General features: G+C 47.5%; 22 protein-coding genes. 17 read left to right on the forward strand and 5 right to left on the reverse strand.

The window, feature by feature from the left end:
* Positions 1-27 precede the first annotated feature (27 nt).
* From Q0537_RS01590 to Q0537_RS01625, 8 genes are all read left to right on the forward strand, one after another.
* Positions 28-774 (forward strand): hypothetical protein, encoded by a 747-nt coding sequence (locus tag Q0537_RS01590; protein WP_299224528.1) that lies wholly within the window; start codon positions 28-30, stop codon positions 772-774.
* A 219-nt stretch (positions 775-993) separates the two neighbouring features.
* Positions 994-1,590: a DJ-1/PfpI family protein gene (locus tag Q0537_RS01595; protein ID WP_299224530.1), complete on the forward strand. Its 597-nt coding sequence runs from the start codon at positions 994-996 to the stop codon at positions 1,588-1,590.
* Positions 1,591-1,977: 387 nt separating this feature from the next.
* On the forward strand, positions 1,978-2,283 hold the full coding sequence (locus Q0537_RS01600) for a hypothetical protein (protein ID WP_299224532.1): 306 nt from the start codon (positions 1,978-1,980) through the stop codon (positions 2,281-2,283).
* A 171-nt stretch (positions 2,284-2,454) separates the two neighbouring features.
* On the forward strand, positions 2,455-2,673 hold the full coding sequence (locus Q0537_RS01605) for a hypothetical protein (RefSeq protein WP_299224534.1): 219 nt from the start codon (positions 2,455-2,457) through the stop codon (positions 2,671-2,673).
* 137 nt (positions 2,674-2,810) lie between these two features.
* Complete coding sequence (gene ung, locus Q0537_RS01610; RefSeq protein ID WP_299224537.1) at positions 2,811-3,506, forward strand: uracil-DNA glycosylase; 696 nt, start codon at positions 2,811-2,813, stop codon at positions 3,504-3,506.
* A gap of 174 nt (positions 3,507-3,680) precedes the next feature.
* The gene (locus Q0537_RS01615; protein ID WP_297895088.1) at positions 3,681-4,487 is read left to right on the forward strand and encodes a transporter substrate-binding domain-containing protein; all 807 of its coding nucleotides are present in this window, start codon (positions 3,681-3,683) and stop codon (positions 4,485-4,487) included.
* Positions 4,488-4,930: 443 nt separating this feature from the next.
* Positions 4,931-5,737, forward strand: a complete 807-nt coding sequence (locus Q0537_RS01620; RefSeq protein WP_297882300.1) for a transporter substrate-binding domain-containing protein — start codon at positions 4,931-4,933, stop codon at positions 5,735-5,737.
* A 17-nt stretch (positions 5,738-5,754) separates the two neighbouring features.
* A complete protein-coding gene (locus tag Q0537_RS01625; protein ID WP_299224540.1) occupies positions 5,755-6,561 on the forward strand; it encodes a transporter substrate-binding domain-containing protein in 807 nt (268 codons plus the stop codon).
* A 235-nt stretch (positions 6,562-6,796) separates the two neighbouring features.
* Here Q0537_RS01625 and Q0537_RS01630 read toward each other — a convergent pair whose 3' ends face one another.
* The 3 genes from Q0537_RS01630 to radA all read right to left on the reverse strand — a co-directional run bounded on the left by Q0537_RS01630 (position 6,797) and on the right by radA (position 9,640).
* On the reverse strand, positions 6,797-7,540 hold the full coding sequence (locus Q0537_RS01630; protein WP_297880876.1) for a hypothetical protein: 744 nt from the start codon (positions 7,538-7,540) through the stop codon (positions 6,797-6,799).
* Positions 7,541-7,638: 98 nt separating this feature from the next.
* Entirely contained in the window at positions 7,639-7,803 is a 165-nt protein-coding gene (locus Q0537_RS01635; protein WP_299224542.1) for a hypothetical protein, read from the reverse strand.
* Positions 7,804-8,290: 487 nt separating this feature from the next.
* Positions 8,291-9,640, reverse strand: a complete 1,350-nt coding sequence (gene radA / locus Q0537_RS01640) for a DNA repair protein RadA (protein WP_299224544.1) — start codon at positions 9,638-9,640, stop codon at positions 8,291-8,293.
* A gap of 210 nt (positions 9,641-9,850) precedes the next feature.
* Here radA and brnQ point away from each other — a divergent pair, with 210 nt between their 5' ends.
* The 3 genes from brnQ to Q0537_RS01655 all read left to right on the forward strand — a co-directional run bounded on the left by brnQ (position 9,851) and on the right by Q0537_RS01655 (position 13,630).
* Positions 9,851-11,182 (forward strand): branched-chain amino acid transport system II carrier protein, encoded by a 1,332-nt coding sequence (gene brnQ, locus Q0537_RS01645; RefSeq protein WP_299224546.1) that lies wholly within the window; start codon positions 9,851-9,853, stop codon positions 11,180-11,182.
* Positions 11,183-11,374: 192 nt separating this feature from the next.
* A complete protein-coding gene (locus Q0537_RS01650) occupies positions 11,375-13,153 on the forward strand; it encodes a hypothetical protein (RefSeq protein WP_299224548.1) in 1,779 nt (592 codons plus the stop codon).
* A 24-nt stretch (positions 13,154-13,177) separates the two neighbouring features.
* Entirely contained in the window at positions 13,178-13,630 is a 453-nt protein-coding gene (locus tag Q0537_RS01655) for a hypothetical protein (RefSeq protein WP_299224550.1), read from the forward strand.
* A 215-nt stretch (positions 13,631-13,845) separates the two neighbouring features.
* On the opposite strand, the gene ftsY is transcribed toward Q0537_RS01655, so the two are convergent.
* A complete protein-coding gene (gene ftsY, locus Q0537_RS01660) occupies positions 13,846-14,709 on the reverse strand; it encodes a signal recognition particle-docking protein FtsY (RefSeq protein WP_299224552.1) in 864 nt (287 codons plus the stop codon).
* Complete coding sequence (locus tag Q0537_RS01665; protein WP_299224554.1) at positions 14,709-15,290, reverse strand: TlpA disulfide reductase family protein; 582 nt, start codon at positions 15,288-15,290, stop codon at positions 14,709-14,711. Before Q0537_RS01665 ends, ftsY begins: the two co-directional genes overlap by 1 nt.
* Positions 15,291-15,370: 80 nt before the next feature.
* Here Q0537_RS01665 and Q0537_RS01670 point away from each other — a divergent pair, with 80 nt between their 5' ends.
* From Q0537_RS01670 to Q0537_RS01695, 6 genes are all read left to right on the forward strand, one after another.
* A complete protein-coding gene (locus Q0537_RS01670; protein ID WP_299224556.1) occupies positions 15,371-15,988 on the forward strand; it encodes a 5-formyltetrahydrofolate cyclo-ligase in 618 nt (205 codons plus the stop codon).
* Complete coding sequence (gene rny / locus Q0537_RS01675) at positions 15,921-17,474, forward strand: ribonuclease Y (protein ID WP_299224558.1); 1,554 nt, start codon at positions 15,921-15,923, stop codon at positions 17,472-17,474. The genes Q0537_RS01670 and rny overlap by 68 nt, the downstream gene beginning before the upstream one ends.
* Positions 17,475-17,484: 10 nt before the next feature.
* Positions 17,485-18,066: a lipid-binding SYLF domain-containing protein gene (locus tag Q0537_RS01680; protein WP_291938039.1), complete on the forward strand. Its 582-nt coding sequence runs from the start codon at positions 17,485-17,487 to the stop codon at positions 18,064-18,066.
* A gap of 480 nt (positions 18,067-18,546) precedes the next feature.
* Positions 18,547-19,110 carry a DedA family protein gene (locus tag Q0537_RS01685; RefSeq protein WP_299224560.1) on the forward strand — a complete coding sequence of 188 codons (564 nt, stop codon included), beginning with the start codon at positions 18,547-18,549 and terminating at the stop codon, positions 19,108-19,110.
* A gap of 2 nt (positions 19,111-19,112) precedes the next feature.
* Positions 19,113-19,844 carry a ribonuclease domain-containing protein gene (locus Q0537_RS01690; RefSeq protein WP_299224562.1) on the forward strand — a complete coding sequence of 244 codons (732 nt, stop codon included), beginning with the start codon at positions 19,113-19,115 and terminating at the stop codon, positions 19,842-19,844.
* The gene (locus Q0537_RS01695) at positions 19,841-20,122 is read left to right on the forward strand and encodes a barstar family protein (RefSeq protein WP_299224564.1); all 282 of its coding nucleotides are present in this window, start codon (positions 19,841-19,843) and stop codon (positions 20,120-20,122) included. The genes Q0537_RS01690 and Q0537_RS01695 overlap by 4 nt, the downstream gene beginning before the upstream one ends.
* The last annotated feature ends 91 nt before the right edge of the window (positions 20,123-20,213 follow it).

Here is a 20,213-nt window from a genome sequence, read left to right on the forward strand (position 1 = left end):
GTAAAATTCTGATATAAGAGGGCTGCGATGATAAAACTTACGCAGATGAGAGCGGCTTTTGAAAAGGAGGAGCCGGACGCGCTTTATCTTAGCTACCTGGGATGGGTACAAACCCTGATTCCGTTTTGGAGGCAGGCCGCTGCGAGGATCGCGGAGCTAAGCGGCGCGGCGGATGAAAAAAGAGACAAGCATCTACGCTCAATCGACAATTCTTTGCAGCTTTTGCAAGCTTGGCGGTTTAAAAAGATAAAATACGTGCAAGCAAGAAGAAAAGAGATCGATAGCGCCATAAGTTTTATTCGAAACGGCGCCTTAACGCAGCAGGCTTGCAGATATGCCTTTGCGCCCGTTTGTAGAAATTTAGCGAGCATTTTGCGCAGCTTTTTATATGTTTCAACTTTTGGCTATTCGGACGAGCAGCTTCCGACCGTATTTGCTCAAAAAATTTACGGCATTGCGCTGTGTCATACTTTATTTCCCTTTGATACGGGCGATTTTGTGTATTATCTGCCGCGCGAAAAATCCATCCACACCGACGACCCCGCCGATTTGGATAACTGGCATTTGATGATGGAGATAGCGGGCGGCGATTTAGGGATTTCTGCGTCGATTGAGCGGCTAAACGAACGCGCGTATGAAATTTGGACGAATTACAAAACGCCGTTTGAATGGAAATACGACGAGGGGATTTGGAATTTAGAATTTGAGAATGTTTCAAAAAGGCTGCATTATGCAGGCTTGCGGGCTTTTTCTAATTTGAATAAAGCGGAATAAAAGGCGCGCAAAATTTTAACTGTTTCTGAAATTTTATTCGTAGGCGGTAAAATTTCTGCTGCCCGACAGAATGAAATTTTAAAATTTTAGCCGAGCGGGCATTCGGTCGCTAAATTTAAACGGGCGTTTTAAACAGACGCTCGTTGCGGCTGCAGCGCTGAAAATTTTAACGGCGGCAAACCGAAAGCTTGGGCGAGCGATAAATTTAAAGGACGGATTATGAAAAATCTAGCGCTTGTGATGTTTAGCGGACAGACGCATCTCGATTTTGTGGGATTTTACGATTGTATGTTAAGGCTCAAAGCCGTCCGCCCGCAGCTTGAGATGAGGTTTTGCTCGCGCGAGCGGCAGGTTTCGGACAGCGGCGGCCTTACGATCGATGCGGGCGAGATCACGACGGATCTAGGCGGCTTTGATGCGGTTTTTGTGCCCGGCGGTATGGCGACGCGCCGCCTTAAAGATGATGCGGGCTTCATCTCGTGGCTCGCAACCGCGCGCGATGCGAAGTATAAGTTTAGCGTTTGCACCGGTTCGCTGCTTCTGGGCGCGGCGGGGTTTTTGCGCGGTAGGCGCGCGACTACGCATCCGTTTTGCTACGATCTGCTGGCGCCTTACTGCGCGGACGTGGTGCATGAGCAGCTCGTGCACGATAGCCTGCCCGCAGGAGGCGAGATCATCACTGCTGGCGGCGTGAGTAGCTCCATCGAGCTTGGACTTTGCGTGATCGAGAAATTCGCAGGCGGCTCTGCGCAAGAGGCTGCCGCTGCTGCGATGGATTATCCGTATTACGGCCTTAAAAGCAAGCTCGTGCGATGAAATTTTAAAGACCCGCTAAGATCGGCGGTGCGGTTTATAAATACCGCAGTAAATTTTAAAATAGAGAGGAGGTAAATCTTAATGCAAGCAGTAAAGATATTAAAAACATTGTGGAAAGTCATCAAGATTGTCATACTCGCAGCATTGATATTACCGTTTGCGGCATTGATATTGTTTGTTTTATTTATAGCTTTTCTATTTTCACCCCTTAATACGGGGTTTTCGTATATAGAAAATCAAGATTTGATTAAATTTAAATCTTTAACAAATGCGAATGGAGAAACTTTATTAATTTATCGTAAAAAAAGACCTTCCTTATCATGCAGCGAAAAAATACAGACTTGCATCTGTTACACGCATTTTATAAAGGCGGATAAGCCTTTTATTTTGACGCAACAAAAAATGCTGCAAGAGGGTTACGAGTTTGTTTCCAAGTCCGATTGCATAGCTGAAACTACAAATTTGCACGAATTTAAACTATCGTGGGCGATGCCGTCATATCATTATGCAGGTGATAAGGAATATCTGATCTATGGCTCGATCGAAAATTTAAACCTAACGGCGCTAATTAACGATAAAAGGCGAATATGGCACAAAAAAGAGCACAAATGGGGACAGCCGGACGATTATGACCACGAGGTTATTTTTTATCCGAAACTTAATATAGTTCAAATAAATAAAATGGGGTATTAATAGCGTGCGCTAAATTTACTTACAGCCGATTGATATTGTCGTTGAAAAATAAATTTAAAAGCTTTGGGATAAAATTTAAAAATTTAGACTTTGGTCTTGCGGACATTTATCAAAGTAGATAAAATAACGATATAGTGGGTTTTACATAAAATAGGAGATCACAAAGACAGAATGAAACCGGCTCAAATTTTATCGCTGCTTTCGCATATATCTTTTGTAGCGGCGATCATTTATAGGTTGAAATTTAGAGATAATAACCCGTGGGAGTTCGCAATCGCGCTTTTTGCCTACGCGATTTTGTTTGCTTTTTGCCGCGAGAGCCTGCTTAACGACAATAAAAAGACGATCGCCATGCTGCTATTTATGGCGCTTTTGATCGTGATCGTGTAGTGGCGCCTATAAATCGGCGGGATCGGTTGGCGGCGCGGGAGATCCGCCTTTGATTGCAGCGGCGCGTGCGAGCGAGACTATTTTTAAAATTTATTGTAAAATTAGAACGTTAATTTATTAAAATTTAAAGGGTCGGTATGCAGATAAATTTAGACGACGTGAAGATCGAGAGCGGCTGGAAAGAGGCGCTTAGAGAGGAATTTTTAAGCGAGTATTTTGCGAAGATCAAAGAAAATCTGCTCGCCGCAAAGGCGCGCGAGATCGTCTATCCGCCGGGAAATTTGATCTTTAATGCCTTCAATCTAACTCCGTTTGAGCGGGTGCGCGCGGTGATTTTGGGACAGGATCCCTACCACGGCGCGCATCAGGCGATGGGGCTTAGCTTTTCGGTGCCACGCGGCGTGCGAATTCCGCCCAGCCTCGTAAATATCTATAAAGAGATTAAAAGCGATCTGGGTATCAGCGAGCCTGAAAGCGGCGATCTGAGCTACTGGGCGAAGCAGGGCGTGCTGCTTCTTAATGCGAGCCTTAGCGTGGGCGCGAACCGCGCGAACTCGCACAGCGGCTTTGGCTGGCAAATTTTTACCGACGCCGTGATTAAAATTTTAAGCGCGAGGCGGCAAAATTTGGTCTTTATGCTGTGGGGAAATTTCGCCAAAGCAAAATCGGCCCTGATTAATGCGCAGAGGCATCTCATTTTAACCGCCGCGCATCCCAGTCCGCTTGCAGGAGGGGCGTTTTTTGGCTGCAGGCATTTTAGCAGATGCAACGAATATCTGCGCGCGCACGGCATGGGAGAGATCGATTGGGATCTAAATCACGGCGCAAATTAAATGTATTTTAAATGAAATTTGCGTAAAATGCGCCGCAAAATTTCAAAGGTAAAGAAATTTTAAAAAATGTCGAAAGGAGAAGTGAGCGAATAATATACGACCGGCTTAAGAGGGCTTGCCGAAGCGACGCAGATGCGTGGCTAGGCTATAATCATTGTAAATTAGAGGAACCATATGAAAAAGATAATTTTGGGAATTTTATTGCTATTTACAAGTAGTGTAGTGGCAAATACCCTATCAGAGATTAGGCAATCGGGCAGTGTGCGCGTAGGCGTATTTGAGGCGCAACCGCCTTTTAGTAAATTTGAAGACGGCAAATTTCAAGGATTTGAGGTGACCCTAGCCGAGGCGCTATCAAAAGATATATTCGGTGGCAAGGCGGGCAAGGTGGAATTCGTACCCGTAAAGGCTAGTGAGCGTTTAAAAGTGTTGGAAGAGAATAAAGTAGATATGGTGCTTGCGACCTTTACGATCACAAATGAGCGTAAGCAGGTGGTCGATTTTACGACGCCGTATTTCGCAGTAAATATCGGCGTGCTAACCCGTAAGGGCGATAAGATCAAAACGATGTCTGATTTACACGGTAAGCCGATCATCGCAGAAAGCGGTACGACTAGCGAGGCATATTTTAAAAAAGAGGGTTTTGAAATCATAAATTGTGCTACCGCACACGAATGCTATAAAATTCTAAAAGAGGGTAAGGGTGCGGGCTTTGCACACGATAATTTATTAGTTCTTGCTTATGCAGTCGTAGATAGCGATACTGAAGTAAATATTAAGAATTTAGGCGTTTCGGATTTCTTGGGTATCGCGGTTTCTAAGGGCAATAAGGATCTGCTCGAGTTCTTAAACGGCGAGTTAATTAAGCTTAGCAAAGACGGCTTTATGAAAAAGACCTATGATGAGGCGATCGAGCCGTATTACAAGGGCACTGCGGAGAAAAAATATTTCTTGCTGGATGACCTTTATAGCTTATTTTAGGCGGGCATAGCGATACAGCTCGCCTGTGTTTGTTTTCGTAAGCATAGCTGTGTGCTCTCGCTAGGTAAAATTTAAAAGGCTCGCATAGCCTTGCTATTTTGTCCGACTTTGCGAGCTTGGGTTTGGATTGCAAATTCCACTAACGCACCGTTGCAGAATTTATAAAATTCCATAGAATTTCGCAGCGGCGTGCTATTTTTTTTACGCGGCGCTAATAGACGCACAGAATTTTATAGCGAAGCGCTAAAATTTAATGAAAGCAGGCGGAGCTTGATGCAAGGCAGCAAAATTTAAAAAGCCTCTATCATTATGCTTAGAAATTTTAGTTGCGAAATTTTATCGCTAAGCTCGTAATTTAGGGAATAATTTCAGTTTTGGTAAAATGAAATTTTAAGAAAATTTACATTACAATTACGAAAAATTTAAAATTCAAGGAGGAAATTATGAAAAAGTCATTTTTTCTTATTCTATTGTCGGCGATCTTTGTTTTTGCGAATTCCTTAAGCGAGATCAAGCAAAGTAAGGTTATCAGAGTGGGCGTTTATGAAAACGAGCCGCCTTTTAGCAAGTCGAGCGAGAAAGGCTTTGAAGGTTTCGAAGTCGAGCTTGCCAACGCGCTAGCTGGTAAAATTTTCGGCAACAGCGGCGGTCGTATCGAGCTCATACCGGTAACGAACGAAGTGCGCTTTCCGATGCTGCAAAACAATCAGGCAGATATGATAATCGCGGCTGCAAGTATCACTGAAGAGCGTAAGGGAAGCGTGGATTTCTCGATGCCGTATTTTACGGTGAATTTGGGAATTTTAACGAAAAAAGACTCAAATATTCACAAAATAGGCGATTTGATGGGTAAAAAGATCGGCGTCATCCGCAAGACCACCGGCGAGGCGTATATCAAAAAGGACGGCGGTTATAATGTTTCTTATTGCAACGATTCGGTCGATTGCTACAGGAGATTAAAAAGTGGCGAGATTGACGGATATTGTAACAACAACCTTTTTGTAATGGTCTATCCGATCGTAGATCCTGCGGTCGAGGTCAATATAAAAAATTTAGGCGAGAACGTATTCTTGGGCGTCGCAGTACAAAAGGGCAACGCAGAGCTGCTAGAAGCGATCAATAAAGGCTTGATTGCGCTTAGCAAAGAGGGCTTTTTCAAAAAGGCTTACGAGGACACTTTCGAATCCTTCTATAAAGGCACCGTCGATAAAAAATATTTCCTACTCGACGATCTTTACAGCTTTTTTTAATAAAAAAGGAATTTGAAATGAAAAAATCACTGTTTTTAATTCTTTTATCTTGCATCTTTGCGCTTGCGAATTCTTTAAGTCAAATAAAGCAGAGTAAAGTCATTCGTATCGCCGTTTATGAAAATGAACCTCCGTTTAGTAGGGTCACGGATAACGGCTTTGAGGGCTTTGACGTGGAGCTTGCTAATGCAATCGGAGGCAAAATTTTAGGCGATACCGGCGGCAGGATCGAGCTCGTACCGGTATCGGCGCAAGCGCGCTTTCCGTCCATTCAAAATAATCAGGCAGATATGCTTATCGCGGCTGCAAGCGTTACTGAGGAGAGAAAGAAAAATTATGAGTTTTCGATGCCCTATCTTTCGGTAAATTCCGGAGTTTTAACCAGAAAAAGCGACAATATCCAAAAAATGAGCGATCTGCGAGGTAAGAAAGTAGGCGTCATCCGCGGCTCGACGGGCGAAGCGTTTATGCAAAAGGACGGCGGCTACAATCTAGTGTATTGCAAAAATTCCTCCGATTGCTACAAACGGTTAAAGAGCGGCGAAATCGATGGCGCGTGCGACGATAATCTATTTGTGATGGTCTATCCGGTCGCAGATCCTAGCGTCGAGGTTAATATCAAAAGTCTTGGCAAGAACGTATTTTTAGGCATCGCGATGCAAAAAGGCAACGCAGATCTCGCAGAAGCCGTCAATCAAGCGCTTATCTCGCTTAGTAAAGAGGGCTTTTTCAAAAAGGCGTATAACGATACTTTTGAGCCTTTCTACAAAGGCACCGTCGATAAAAAATACTTCCTTTTAGACGACATATACAGCTTCTTTTAAAATTTTAAATTTTGATTGCGGGGTCGGAATTTGAAGCTTTGCGGCTTTAAATTCTAACCCGCGCATAATCGGCGTGTCATTAAAATTCCATCTCAAAATTTTGTCCTAAAATCTCATTTCAAATTTTATTAGTCCCGCCGCCGCGCCTAAGCCAGCGTGCACACGGCGGTCGCAATCTTTAGTATTTGCGAGCATTTAAGGCGCGCGAAATTAGATTGAATTAAACTTTAAATTTTTACTTCGAGCCCTTGGAATTTTTTAAATCCTCTACGCGCTCCTGCTGAGCCTGCACGAACGCGCCGTATCTGATAAAAAGATAATCTTTGATCTCAAAAATCATCAACGTAAAAATCGAAGGCAGCGTGAAAAATCTAATCGTCATAAACACCAGATCAAGCGCGTTTAGCTCGTCGCTGCCCGCGCGATACCCTCCCGCGCCCGCGGTTAAAATTCCGTGAAGCGTCTCGTAGTTGTAAAGGATGAAAATCGTCACGAAAAGTGTGGAGAGCTTCGATACGATCTTATTCATGATCTGCGCCACGTCCTCATCGGCGATCACCGACATCGCAAACCACACGATGGTGAAAAACAGCGGAAAGACGATGTTGAAATTTAGCGAGTTATCAAGCTTTTGTGCACCCGTAACCGCGATGATCGCAAACACCGCCGCAAAGGGGATCACAAATAGCGCGAAGGTCATCGCTGATTTTATCGCCTTAAAAAAGCCATACGCAAGCAGAGGCGAGCCCAAAGCAAGCAAAAAGATCGTCAGTGCGTAGTTGGCTTTGGCAAAATCGTATAGGTTAAACAGCGCAAATACCGATGCTGCGGCAAGTAGCGGCACGCTGAGCTTAAAGAGCGCCCCATATTTGGCGTAAGCGCGCGATACGACGGCATCGAGCCTGCTAAATTTAATGTTTAAGCTTTGCGCTCTGATGAAAAACAAAATGACGAATTTGACGATTACGTTTGGGCTCATACGCACCTTTCCGTTTAAATTTATGAAATTTTATCCGCGCTAAATTTGCGAAATTTTATCTGCAGAACCTGTCCGTAGAATTAGGCTTTGCCGACGGCTTATGCGGTCTGCGTTAAAATTTCATCGCGCTCTCGCTGCGTTGCTATCTTGCCACCTCTCGGGCTCTGTCTTTTGGCTATGTGAGGCGGACCTGCGCGCTTTGGCTTGCATAGCGTCTTGCTAGCAAGCCTTTTCGGGTTGCGACGTGCTACGGCGGCGCCCATTCGGCTCGGCGCGCGATACTTTGCTTGCGGTATCCGCGTCGCGTCCGCGCATGAGAGCTTGGCGCCGCTAAAATTTTACCGGCTCTTAGCTCTATGCGATACGTTCTGTGCGCCGCGATAGAATTTTGTGCGACGCAAAGAGCTGTCGCGCTTGGCTTTGCGCCGCAATGCGGCAAAATTTTAAAATTTGCGCCGCAAAGCGCCTATCTTGCTTACTAGGATGCGGCGCGAATGATTAAATTTTAACCGCACCGTTGCCGAGCCGTTTTAAATCTCAAATGAAATTTTGAGCCGCTACGATACGTGAAATTCCAAAAATCGCGCCTTAGCGATCAAGCTCATTTGCGCTTGCTTGTGAGCCATGCAAAAAGTAGCGCACTTGCGCCCCTCGCCGCGCCCATGCAAAAGCAACGCGCCCCTTGCCGCTCAAAGTCCATTTTTGCCCATTCTAGCCCTCTGTTAAACCGAAACTAAGAAGTGCGCGCCCTCACATCCAATCTAAAATTTGCGTGATCTCCGTAGCGTGAAAAATTTTAAGTCCCTGCGCATTTTGCGGCTTCATCGGGACGATCGCGTTTTTAAATTTCTGCATCGCGGCTTCTTTCAGGCGCGCATCGAGGTTGAAGATCTCTCTGATCTCGCCGTTTAGGCTCACCTCGCCGATGAAGACGCTCTCTTTGCTGATCGGGCGGTTTTTGAAGCTGCTTACGATCGCCGCGATGACGGCTAGATCGCACGCCGTTTCGGTGATCTTTACGCCGCCGCTTACGTTTACGAAGACGTCGTATCCACCAAGCCCGATCTCAAGCTTGCGATCAAGCAGCGCCAGAAGCATATCGAGGCGGTTTTTATCAAAGCCTGTGGCGCTGCGCTTCGGGTAGCCGCTCTCGCACACGAGCGCTTGGATCTCCACGACGAGCGCGCGCGTACCCTCCATCGTGATCGTGATCGCCGAGCCGCTTACCGCCTTGCCGCGGGTGAAAAATTTACTCGCGACATCCTTGGCGCTGACGAGCCCATGCGGCCCCATCTCGAAAATCCCAACCTCGCTCGTAGCCCCAAAGCGGTTTTTAAAACCGCGCAAAATTCTAAGCTGCTTGCTCGCATCGCCCTCGAAATACAGCACCACGTCCACCATATGCTCTAGTATGCGCGGGCCCGCGATCGAGCCTTCTTTGGTGATGTGGCCGATGATGAAGATCGAAATACCGCACGCTTTGGCAAGTCGCATCAGCTCAAACGTGATCTCGCGCACCTGCGTGATAGAGCCCGGCGCAGAGGGGGCTTTGTCGCTAAAAAGCGTCTGGATGCTATCGATGACGATAAACTTATAATCCCTACGCTCCACCTCTTCAAGCACGGCGCTCAGATTGATCTCGGTGAGCAAAAACAGCTGCTCGCTTATCGCGCCAAGCCGCTGCGCGCGCATTTTGATCTGGCTGGCGCTCTCTTCGCCGCTTACGTAAAGCACGGCGCGGCCGCCGCTTGCTAAATTTGCCGCGATCTTAAGCAGCAGCGTGGATTTTCCGATACCGGGGCTGCCGCCGATTAGCACGAGCGAGCCCTCCACGACGCCGCCTCCGAGGACTAAATTTAGCTCGCTATCTTTGGTGTCAATGCGCGAAATTTGCTCAATTTCTATCTCGCTGATCGCTTTGGCGCTTGCGGATGAGGCGCGGGCAAGCTCGCCCTCGATCTCTTTTAGCGCTTTGATCTGGGCGGGCTTGAGCTCGACGAAGCTATCGAATGCACCGCAGCCGGGGCATCTGCCGAGCCATCTGCTTTGCTGATTGCCGCAGTGCTGACACTCAAAAATCATGGTTTTAATTTTCGCCATTTTTATCCTCGCTCATTTTGTCTAAATTTAGCCTTGAATTTCGCGAAATTATACTTAAAATTTTTAAAATTTTAACCGCCCCGCGCGCTGCGTGTCCGCCAAAAAATCGTAAAAAAGCTAATTTTTAGCTAAATTTCGGCTAAATTTAAATATGTTTTAAACATTTGTAACTACAATATAAGTTTCAAATCCAGCAAGGAAGGTTTTAAGATGAAGGGCAAGCTTAGTAGAAGCCAGTTTTTGACGATATCGCTTACGCTATTTGCGATGTTTTTCGGTGCGGGAAATTTTATTTTTCCGCCGGGTCTTGGCAGGGAGTCGGGGCAGAATTTTTATATCGCGATAATGTTTTTTTGCGCTACGGCGGTGCTTCTGCCGGTGCTCGGCGTCGCAGGCATTGCGCGCGCAAAGGGGCTTCAGAGCCTGGTGCGCCGCATAGATCCGGTGTTTGCGATCGTTTTTACCGCGCTTTTATATCTTACGATCGGGCCGCTTTTTGCGATACCGCGCGCGGCGAATATGCCTTTTGACATCGCGATTAAGCCTTTTATTGCGGAAGAGCGCCTTCAAATTTGGCTATTTGTTTATTCTGCGGCATATTTTGCGCTAAACTATTACATCTGTATGAACCCTTCAAAGCTCGTCGATCTACTAGGAAAATACCTTACGCCGATACTTTTGGCGCTTATTTTGTTACTTTTCGGCGCGGGATTTTTGTTTCCTATCGGAAGCTTCGTAGCTCCTAGCGGAGAGTATGTCGATCATGCCGCAGCAAAGGGCTTCGTAGAGGGCTATCAGACGATGGATGCGCTTGCATCGTTGGCATTTGGAATCATCGTAATTAACGCTATTAAAGCAACCGGCGTTAGCGACGAGAAGCACCTCGTCACCTCTACCATAAAAGCGGGAATGATGTCGGGCGTCATACTGATGACGATATATTTCATGCTGGGCTATCTGGGTGCGACCTCCGCAGAACTTTTCAAAGATGCGCCGAATATCAACGGAGCGGAGCTTCTTTCGCGAGTAAGCGATCATTATTTCGGAAGAATTGGCGTCGTGATCCTAGGCAGTGCGTTTTTCCTAGCCTGCATCACCACGACGCTGGGCCTTATAAGCTCGGCTAGCGAATACTTCGAGGAGCTTACGAAAGGCAAGATCAAATATAAAACCTGGGCGATCGCTTGGTGCGTGATCGGCTTTGGAGTCGCAAATTTCGGCCTTACGACCATCATCAAAGGCTCCATCCCCGTGCTCGTCGCCATCTATCCGATCTCGATCATGCTGATAATCCTCTCGCTGATTAATCCGTGGATTGATTCGAGCAAGTTGATTTACCGCGCCTGCGTCTATGTTTGCGTCGTCGAGGGCGTCATAAACGGACTTGATATTTTGGGGATTTCGGTGCCGCTTGTGACGTCGTTTGTGAAGATGATGCCGTTTTACGACTCGATGCTCGGCTGGATCGTGCCTAGCACCTTGACCTTCGCCGTGACCTACGTGCTGCATCTGATCTTTGAAAAAAGAGACGATAGTTTTTAAATTTAAGAGCTATTTTAAAATTTAGCCGGGCTCTACGGGGCTCGGCGTACTTCTAAATTTTAATTCGTCGCCGAATTTAATCTCTCATATTTTTCCATAGAATTTCGACATACAAAATAAACCGCCTTCAAAATTTAACCTAAATTTACGCTAAAATTATCAAAATAAAATTTCAAAAGTAAGGATGGCAAGATGGGTAAGCGGGACGAAGCGCTAGGCTTGGTGCGAGATTTTGAACGCGACGGCTTTAGTATGCCTAATTTATACGAGCGGTTTTGGCGGCTACAAGGTGATGCGGCGGCGTATTTTGCGCTAGCAGACGGCCTGCTGCGCGGGCGGGGGGACGGCCGCACGCTGCTAAAGGACGCTCTGGGCTATGTAGGCAAGGAGGATTTTAAAGCTCTGATCGCCACTGCGGTTGAAATTTTGCGCGAAGAAGCAGCAGGGTGGCGCAAAACGAAGCAGGACGAAAGCGCGGCACAGATGGGAGAGAATGCGCGCTCGGCGCGGGCGGACGAAAGCACAGGCAAAAGTGTACGGCAACGCGGCAGAGATGAAAAGAGCGCGCGCTGGAAAAACGCCGAAGAGGTCATCGTCATGGCAAGTCTCGAGTTCGCGCCGTTTTTGCACCAGTATCTGGGCGAGCTTTTTAAATTGCAGCCGAACGAGAGCACGTATTACGCGGAGTATCCGTGGCGCGGGCTTAGTTACGAGAGCTCGCAAATCTGGCGTGAGAAGCTTGCGGATCCGCAGACGAGCGAAGATGAGCGGCAAAAAATTTTTAGCTGCCTGCTGCAAACCCGCGAGCCGCGAAACGTAAAATTTGCCTGCGAGTTCGCGCTTGCAGAGGATTTTTTCGATCGCCCGTGCGATTTGCTCGAATATATAGGCTACTGGCTGGAGGCCGTGGGATTTACTTTTGAGCGATCTAAATTTGACGCAGACGGTGCGGCTCAAATGGCAGCAAATGAAATTGTAAAAATGGATGCGGACGAATGCGGCGGCGCCAAACAAACCCAACCTAGCGAGCGCGATCTATCGCAGATGTCAAACGAGCCGGGCGGCGCTACTTCAGCGTTGCTGCAAGCGGATGAGTGCGATCTATCGCGCAAAAATTTAGATGAAGCGCGCGATGCGGCAAGTGCCGTTAAATTTAACGCTGGCGAGTTAAAATCGGCAGCGAGCCAAAATTTTAAAGCGTGCGCAGCTGAACACGATTCTAAATTTAACTCAAATGAGCCAGCCGCCGATAAATCACAAAAAGCGCCGAACGATGAAATTTGCTTTGGCGGTGAGAAATTCAGGCTCAAAAGATACTGCGGCCAGCGCGCGTATCACATAATCTTTCCGCGCGGCTATTTCGGCGCGCCCTACGCGCCGCATCTGGCGAAGCACCATCCGACCTGGCGGTTTGAGGGCGGCGAGACAGGATATAAGCTCGGCGGGGTTTTGGACGAGGCGAACGGCGATGCGCAAAATCCGCTATTTCATCTTATCACGCTTGATCCGCTGCCCCGTGACTTGCCCGTGCGCTCGCTGCCGCGCCTAGTCCTCGCCGCGCACATCAGAGAGATAAATGAAGGCGAGATAGTCTTTTACGAGCACGACGCGCAGGGTATGCCGCGACGTATCGGCGAAAGGACGCAGGTCGAATACGTGCAGGACGAGCCGATAAAGAAGTGCGAGGTCGCGCTGGCGCCTACGCCCGCGCGCTGGACGGCTCAGGACTGGGGGATGTCAAACAGCAGGCAAAACCTCGCGCGCATCGGCGGCGAGTCATCATGGATACAGGGCGCCTTGGTGCCGACGTGCCCGATATGCGGCGAAAAGATGGAGTTTTTGATGCAGCTTGACAGCGAGCTTCCAAGCTGCGAGCAAGGCGGCGAGGTATATTTCGGCAGCGGCGGGATTTTATATGTGTTTTGGTGCGAGCGGACGCGGGTGAGCGCGTTTTTTATGCAGTGCACGTGAGTAAATTTTAAGAAAGACGCGCAAATGGACAGACGGATGATCACGGCGAAAATAAAAAGAAGGAGCAATGTTTGGCATTTTGACGATTATTTTAAGTCGCTTCGCGAGAATGAAAACGAAATAGCAAAGCCTATCAGGCAGTTCGTCTCGGATCCGAAAAGGTATCTGTTCAGTACGAAAGAAACCCTTCACGACGCCGTTTTGACTGAATTTAAATTCGCTATTTTAAAAAACGAAGATAGACTAGCGATGAAATTTTTATCGCCCTACCGAGATAGAAATTTTAAATTTGTTTTCAAAAACGTCCTAGCCGTCCACTTCAAAACGGATGATAAGAGCTTTAAAAATAACGATCTGATAGTTCATCAATTTTCGCTAAAGCGGGAAGGCGTTTGCGAGTATGATTTTATCTTTGCGAGCGGGCAGAGGATAGCCGTGAAATTTAAGCGGCTTGAAATCATTGAAGAATTCTTGTAAGCACGCCGCGTTGCGGGCGGAGGGATTTTACGTATTTTGGTGCGAGCGGACGCGGGTGAGCGGGTTTTTTATGCAGTGCACGTGAGTAAAAATTTTGTAAAATTATAAAACGAAAATCGTAAAATTCTAAGATAATCGAGCGGCAAAATTTGCCGAGCATTTCGGCGCGTAAAATTTAAGCTTGTTCGGCGAGAATATGTAAATTTGCGCAGAGCCTAAGCGTAAATTCCCTCCACAAGCGTTTCTACGAACTCATCCGAGTTAAATTCCGCCAAATCCTCCATCCGCTCGCCCACGCCGACGAAAAGTATCGGCAGCCGTAGCTCGCGCGCTATGGCGAAAAGTGCGCCGCCTTTGGGCGTGCCGTCGAGCTTCGTGATGATGATGCCGTCGAGCCTTACGATCTCGTTGAACGCCCTGGCTTGCGCGACGCTGTGATTGCCCTGAGTGGCGTCGAGCACGATGATCTTGCGGTGCGGTGCGCCGCTTTTTGCGCGGTCGCATATTCGCACGATCTTTTCTAGCTCCGCGGCTAAATTTTTCTGGTTTTGCAGGCGCCCTGCGGTGTCGATCAGGACGCGATCGATGTTTTTGGCACTTGCCGAACTAACGGTGTCAAACGCCACGGCTGCGGGATCGTGCCCTTGCGCGGTCGCCACGATCGGTAGATTTAGGATCTGCGCCCATTTGCGCAGCTGCTCGACCGCGCCCGCGCGAAAGGTATCGCATGCGCCTAAAATTACACTTTGGCCGCTATTTTTATATAAATTTGCAAGCTTTGCGGTTGTTGTAGTTTTGCCCGCGCCGTTTACGCCGATGATGAGCTCTACGAAGGGCTTCTCATCTGCAGCTTTAGCGATCTCGTAATCGAAATAGCTCTTCAAAACGCCCTTGAGATCATCTTTGGCGACTAGCTTTTTTGCGGGAAGTTTTTCTAAAATTTCTTCCACGAGCTCGTAGCCTACGTCGGATTCAAGCAGCATCTCTTCTAGGATTTCTTTTGAAATTTTATCTTCGCTTTTCGCGCCTCGCATCGCGTCTATGGTCTTGCTAAGCCCTTTTTTAAAAAATTCGAACATCAGAAAATTTTCTCCAATTCGGTCATTAAAATTTCTTCCGGCATCAGCCCGAAATATTGCGCGCTAAACTCGCCCTTTTCGTCGTATATCGTCATATACGGCACTTCGTTTATGCCGCCTAGCGCCTTTGTAAAAAAGTCCGTTCCTTCGCCGTAAGCGATCGCGTAATTTACTTCGTGCGCGCTTGCGTAGGCCTTAGCGTCGTCTAGGCTCGCATCACCGATCATCACGCCGATGATATCAAGCTTGCCGGAGTAGGCTTGTTTGGCGGCATTTAGTGCGCTTACCTGCACGGCGCAGGCGTCGCACCACGGCGTAAAAAACGCAAATAGCGTCACGGTGGAGTTGTTATCGATATGAAAGCCTTGCTTTGTCTTTTGCATATTTAAAATTTTTCCGTTACTTAGCTGAAGTGTAAAAGGAGCGGTATAATCGACCTGGATTACGGCTTCGGTTTCGGACTGCGGCTGCGTGGTATTGGCTTCGGTCGGGGTATCGCTTGATTTTTTATCCTCATCATCGCTGCAACCTGCAAGAAAGAAAAAAGCCGTAAAAAGCGCTAGAAAAAAACGAAATTTCATAATAAACCTTAAAATTTAATCGCAAGATTATACAAAAACTAGCTAAAATAAGCGTTAAAATTTTATAAAAGGCTTAAGCTATGCAAAAGAATGAATTTAGAGCAATTTGCAAATCGCGTCTAAAATCTCATACCGCGCGTGCGGCTAGATGCGAGCATTACGTGCTTTTAAGGCGCATAGAGGGACTGGTAAAATTTTTAAAAGCGCGCAAAATTTTGATATTTTTGCCGATGAGCTACGAGCCGAACGTTTTGATTTTAAGAAAAAAGCTATCAAAAAGCTGCGAATTTTACGTTCCGTTTATGGTGGATATTAGCTTAAAAATGGTAAGATTGCGCCAGCCTTTTAAAATTTCGCGCTTTGGGTTGCGGCAGACGCTTCCGCAAAACGGGTATTTTAAAAAGGTCGATCTAGCCGTGGTTCCAGCTATCGGAGTGGATGGCGCAATGGCTAGAATAGGACATGGGAAAGGATTTTACGATATGTTTTTTTCAGGTCTGAAGCTTAAGCCCGCAATCGCGTTCGTGAGTATAAAAGACTGCTTTTGCAGCGAAATTTTATCGCTTGATCACGACGTAAAGGGCGATTTTTACATAACTCCGAGCCAAAATTACCTAAAAAGAGGAAAGTATGATAGAGATTTTAATCGCCTTGTGCGCTCTTGCGGTGGGCGCTGGCATAGGATACTTAGTAGCTAGAAAGATCAATAACGCCAATTACGATTTCTTCGTCGAACAAGCCAAAGCTAAAGCTAAAGCGATAGAATTTGAAGCCGAGGGCATCTTGCGAAATTCTAAAATTTCGGTGCAGGAAGCTGAGTTTGAAGCGAAGAAAAAATACGAAGATAAAGCAAGCAAACTGCAGAAAGAATTTAACGTTAAATTTGACGAGCTCGGTAAAAAGGAGCACGCGCTTCTAACCGAGCAAGAGATTTTAAAAGACAGCAAAAAAGAGCTCGAAAGTGCCAAAAAAGAGGCGAAATTCCTTTACGAAGAGGGCTCAAATTTAAAGAAAAGCTATGAAGAGAAGCTAGCCGAAGCGCTTAAGGTTTTGGAGCGCGTGGCGGGCTTTACGCAGGATGAAGCGCGCGCGCAGGTGCTTAAAAAGGTCGAGGAGCAAAGCCGCACCGACATCGCTCACATCGTGCGAAAATATGAAGAGGAAGCCAAAAAAGAGGCGCGAAAAAAGGCGAATTATATTTTGGCGCAGGCTACGTCGCGCTTCGCGGGCGAGTTTGCCGCTGAGCGACTTATCAACGTCGTAAATATCAAAAATGACGAGCTTAAAGGCCGCATCATCGGCAAAGAGGGGCGCAACATAAAGGCGCTTGAGATGACTCTTGGCGTGGACATCATCATCGACGATACCCCAAATGCGATCATCGTAAGCTCGCACAATCTCTACCGCCGCGCCATCGCCGTTCGCGTCATCGAAACTCTTATCGAGGACGGCAGAATTCAACCTGCTCGTATCGAGGACATCTACAAAAAAGTAAGTGATGAATTTGAAGCTAACATCGCCGAAGAGGGCGAAAATATCGTAATGGATCTAGGCCTTAGTAAAATTCACCCCGAAATTTTAAAACTCATCGGTAAGCTTAAATTTCGCGCTAGCTACGGACAGAACGCCCTTGCGCACAGCCTTGAGGTCGCGCATCTTGCGGGCATCATCGCCGCAGAAACGGGCGGAGATCAAAAGCTAGCCAAGCGAGCGGGCCTACTTCACGACATCGGCAAGGCGCTAACTCACGAATATGAGGGCTCGCACGTAGATCTGGGCGCCGAGGTTTGCCGCCGCTACAAAGAGCATCCAGTAGTGATAAACGCTATCTACGCCCACCACGGCCACGAGGAGGCCACCAGCGTAGAAAGCGCCGCAGTCTGTGCCGCAGACGCGCTAAGTGCCGCGCGCCCGGGCGCCAGACGAGAGGTGCTAGAAAGCTATCTAAAGCGCGTTAGCGACATCGAAGCGATCGCGATGAGTAAAACTGGCGTCAAACAGGCCTATGCGATCAACGCAGGTCGCGAGATCCGCGTCATCGCAAACGCCAAGCTTATGAACGACGACGAGGCGGTTTTGGTCGCCAAAGAGATCGCTTCGGAGATCCAAGATAAGGTTCAATTCCCAGGCGAGATCAAAGTTAACGTCATACGCGAGCTTCGCGCGGTCGAGATAGCCAAATAAGGAGTATGAAATGAAAAAATTTATAATCGCTTTATTTTTGCTTTTTAGCGCGGCATTTGCCGAGGATGAGCTCATCATTGATAGCGCCAGCGCTTATTCGTCGGTGATGCGCACGAATGCGCAATACAAATACCTAGCGCAGCAAGCCCGCGCGATAGTGATATTTCCGAGCGTTAAGAAGCTAGGCTTCATCATAGGCGGAATGTATGGCGAGGGGATCATCATCTATAATAATGACGGCGCGCACAGCGTTAGCGGCGCTGAGATCAGCAGCGCCAGCGTAGGACTTCAGATCGGCTATGAGGATAATTATCTAGTTATTTTCGTAATGCATGACGATGTAATCCAAAAAATGCGAAATTCCCAAATCACGCTCTCAGGCGATGCGACGGCAGTTGCAGGTAACTACAGCGCCGATTCTGGCTCTTTAGACGTGCTAAATCAAGATATGTACGTCTTTACGAATAAAGGCGGGCTGTTTGCGGGCGTGAGCCTAGGCGGCTCGGTGCTGGAGACCAAAAATGACCGCGCTTTTGATCCAAATACCGAGGGCTATGCGCTTTTGATGCGAGTAATTGGCGCAGATGAGTAAAATTTAGCTAAAGATGCCAAGGCGCATAGCTTAGCGAAAAATTTTGCTTTATGGGCGTTTTATTAGCAGCTTGGAATTTTGCTCGCGTGATTTCTGCAGAATAATAGACTTAGGTGCGTAATTTTATTGCAATTCGCGGGGTGGGAGGCATTTGAGGATATCGCGTAAATCCTGTGTAATTCGCAAGTTACTTTGAATTCTAAAGAAGTCGAAATTTTGTCGTTAAATTTATAGTCGCAAAATTTTACCGTTAAATTTTGCGGAAATTTTGCTTGATGTCTAGAAATTTTATTTTAGAATTTTGCTTAATATTTTGCGGCAAAATTTTATATTTCGTGACAGCCGCGCAGAATTTTAAATTTAATGTCGCAGCAAAATCAAGTGGCGTCGTGGGATGTTGGAGTGAAGTTTTCGCGCCGAATTTTAAAGCTGCTTTAGTCAAAATTTATAGAATTTTATACGATCTAATGAAAGGATTTGATGGAATCGATGTTTGCAAACCTCCATACGTGGGGGTATCTGATACTGTTTTTATATTCGCTGGGTGGAGGATTTTTGGCGCTTGCGGCAGCGGGCGTGCTAAGCTCGGCCGGCGAGCTCAATATCGTCTTATGCATCGTAATCGCCTGCATATCGAACTTCATAGGCGATTCGGGGCTGTTTTTAGTAAGCCGTTACAATAAAAAAGAGATCATGCCCTATCTGCGCAAACAGCGCCGCAATCTTGCTCTGGCGCAAATTTTATTTCGCAAATACGGCGACCGCATAATTTTAATCAAAAAATTCATCTACGGCCTCAAAACTCTTGTGCCGATCGCGATCGGCATCACAAAATATTCGTTTTTGAAATTTAGCGTCATCAACGCCGTAAGCTCGCTCATTTGGGCGCTCGTGGTGGGGTTACTGAGCTACTACGCGGGTGATTTCGTGCGCGAGCTCTATGTGCATATCAAGGACGCGCCGTGGATCGCTCCGCTGGTTCTAGGCGCGATAGTAGCGGCGATCGTGCTCTATTTTCGCTTCGCCACGCGTAAAAGAGGCTAGCGGTGGCAAAAAAGCTGATCCCGCTCGCAATTTTCGCAGCGCTTCTTTTGGCGCTAAATTTTATCTCCAATTCGCGCGGCTCCGCGGCTAAAGATGAGCGGGTTTTTACCTCCAAAACCCTAGATGTCGCCTCTCGTAAAAGCGGCGCGCAAGATATCAAAAGCGGCACCGATCGCAAAATTTCAAGCTCACAAAATCCTGCAAGCAGCGCCGGCGCAAAAGATGAGAGCGGTGCAAGAAGCGCAGACGGCGGAGCAGACCTAGGAGATTTAAAATCTCATCCGCGAGAAAACGAGCCCGCCGCCGCAAATCCTAAAGATGAGGCGGACGTCCACAGGCGACGCAGCGCAGATTATGAAGCTTCAAACTCGCAAAATCCCGCCGCAAATTCTAAAAATCAGCTCGCGGATGAGCCCTGCGTAAGCAGGGAGTGCGTGAGCGCTCATATCCGCCGTACGGGCACTTTGCCGCAAAATTTTATCACGAAAAAGCAGGCCGATGAGCTTGGCTGGCAGGGCGGTGATCTGTGGCGATACGCGCGCGGCAAGAGCATAGGTGGCGATCGTTTCGGCAATTTCGAGCGCAGATTGCCTGATAAAAAGGGGCGGATTTGGCGCGAATGCGACATCGAGTATCGCGGCGGCCCGCGCGGCGCGAAGCGGCTGATATTTTCAAACGACGGGCTGATCTTCTACACCGCCGATCATTACGAAAGTTTCGAGCGCGTGCAATGAGTTTAAATTTTAAAACATGCCGCGCCGCAAAGATCATCATCGACGGCGCAAAGATTAGGCGCAAAGATCAAATTTTCGCGCTGTTTGCCGCAGCGCTAAATTTCGAGCCCGAATACGTTGCAAATTTAGACGCGCTCTATGACGCGCTGGGCGAGCGGGGTGGACAGGTCTTCGTCGTCATTAAAAGGGGCGGAATTTTAAAACTAAGGCTGGGCAAATTTTATGATATTTTGCTGGATGTTTTGCGCAGCGGCGAGGCGAAAATTTTAATCTTATGAGCTTGCGAGGCAGCCATTCCGCTTTAAAGCTAAATTTTGCCAAGGAAAAGGTAAGTTTGTTTCGGCGCAGTTTCGAGCGTGCCGTTAAAAT

Origin of the sequence: uncultured Campylobacter sp., assembly GCF_938017775.1 — a bacterium.
Taxonomy (GTDB): domain Bacteria; phylum Campylobacterota; class Campylobacteria; order Campylobacterales; family Campylobacteraceae; genus Campylobacter_B.

Excerpts from the sequence above, each read along its gene's own strand:
- Q0537_RS01590 (WP_299224528.1), top strand. The coding sequence starts at position 28 with ATGATAAAACTTACGCAGATGAGAGCGGCTTTTGAAAAGGAGGAGCCG.
- Q0537_RS01595 (WP_299224530.1), top strand. The coding sequence starts at position 994 with ATGAAAAATCTAGCGCTTGTGATGTTTAGCGGACAGACGCATCTCGAT.
- Q0537_RS01605 (WP_299224534.1), top strand. The coding sequence starts at position 2,455 with ATGAAACCGGCTCAAATTTTATCGCTGCTTTCGCATATATCTTTTGTA.
- ung (WP_299224537.1), top strand. The coding sequence starts at position 2,811 with ATGCAGATAAATTTAGACGACGTGAAGATCGAGAGCGGCTGGAAAGAG.
- Q0537_RS01615 (WP_297895088.1), top strand. The coding sequence starts at position 3,681 with ATGAAAAAGATAATTTTGGGAATTTTATTGCTATTTACAAGTAGTGTA.
- Q0537_RS01620 (WP_297882300.1), top strand. The coding sequence starts at position 4,931 with ATGAAAAAGTCATTTTTTCTTATTCTATTGTCGGCGATCTTTGTTTTT.
- Q0537_RS01625 (WP_299224540.1), top strand. The coding sequence starts at position 5,755 with ATGAAAAAATCACTGTTTTTAATTCTTTTATCTTGCATCTTTGCGCTT.
- Q0537_RS01630 (WP_297880876.1), bottom strand. The coding sequence starts at position 7,540 with ATGAGCCCAAACGTAATCGTCAAATTCGTCATTTTGTTTTTCATCAGA.
- Q0537_RS01635 (WP_299224542.1), bottom strand. The coding sequence starts at position 7,803 with ATGGGCGCCGCCGTAGCACGTCGCAACCCGAAAAGGCTTGCTAGCAAG.
- radA (WP_299224544.1), bottom strand. The coding sequence starts at position 9,640 with ATGGCGAAAATTAAAACCATGATTTTTGAGTGTCAGCACTGCGGCAAT.
- brnQ (WP_299224546.1), top strand. The coding sequence starts at position 9,851 with ATGAAGGGCAAGCTTAGTAGAAGCCAGTTTTTGACGATATCGCTTACG.
- Q0537_RS01650 (WP_299224548.1), top strand. The coding sequence starts at position 11,375 with ATGGGTAAGCGGGACGAAGCGCTAGGCTTGGTGCGAGATTTTGAACGC.
- Q0537_RS01655 (WP_299224550.1), top strand. The coding sequence starts at position 13,178 with ATGGACAGACGGATGATCACGGCGAAAATAAAAAGAAGGAGCAATGTT.
- ftsY (WP_299224552.1), bottom strand. The coding sequence starts at position 14,709 with ATGTTCGAATTTTTTAAAAAAGGGCTTAGCAAGACCATAGACGCGATG.
- Q0537_RS01665 (WP_299224554.1), bottom strand. The coding sequence starts at position 15,290 with ATGAAATTTCGTTTTTTTCTAGCGCTTTTTACGGCTTTTTTCTTTCTT.
- Q0537_RS01670 (WP_299224556.1), top strand. The coding sequence starts at position 15,371 with ATGCAAAAGAATGAATTTAGAGCAATTTGCAAATCGCGTCTAAAATCT.
- rny (WP_299224558.1), top strand. The coding sequence starts at position 15,921 with ATGATAGAGATTTTAATCGCCTTGTGCGCTCTTGCGGTGGGCGCTGGC.
- Q0537_RS01680 (WP_291938039.1), top strand. The coding sequence starts at position 17,485 with ATGAAAAAATTTATAATCGCTTTATTTTTGCTTTTTAGCGCGGCATTT.
- Q0537_RS01685 (WP_299224560.1), top strand. The coding sequence starts at position 18,547 with ATGGAATCGATGTTTGCAAACCTCCATACGTGGGGGTATCTGATACTG.
- Q0537_RS01695 (WP_299224564.1), top strand. The coding sequence starts at position 19,841 with ATGAGTTTAAATTTTAAAACATGCCGCGCCGCAAAGATCATCATCGAC.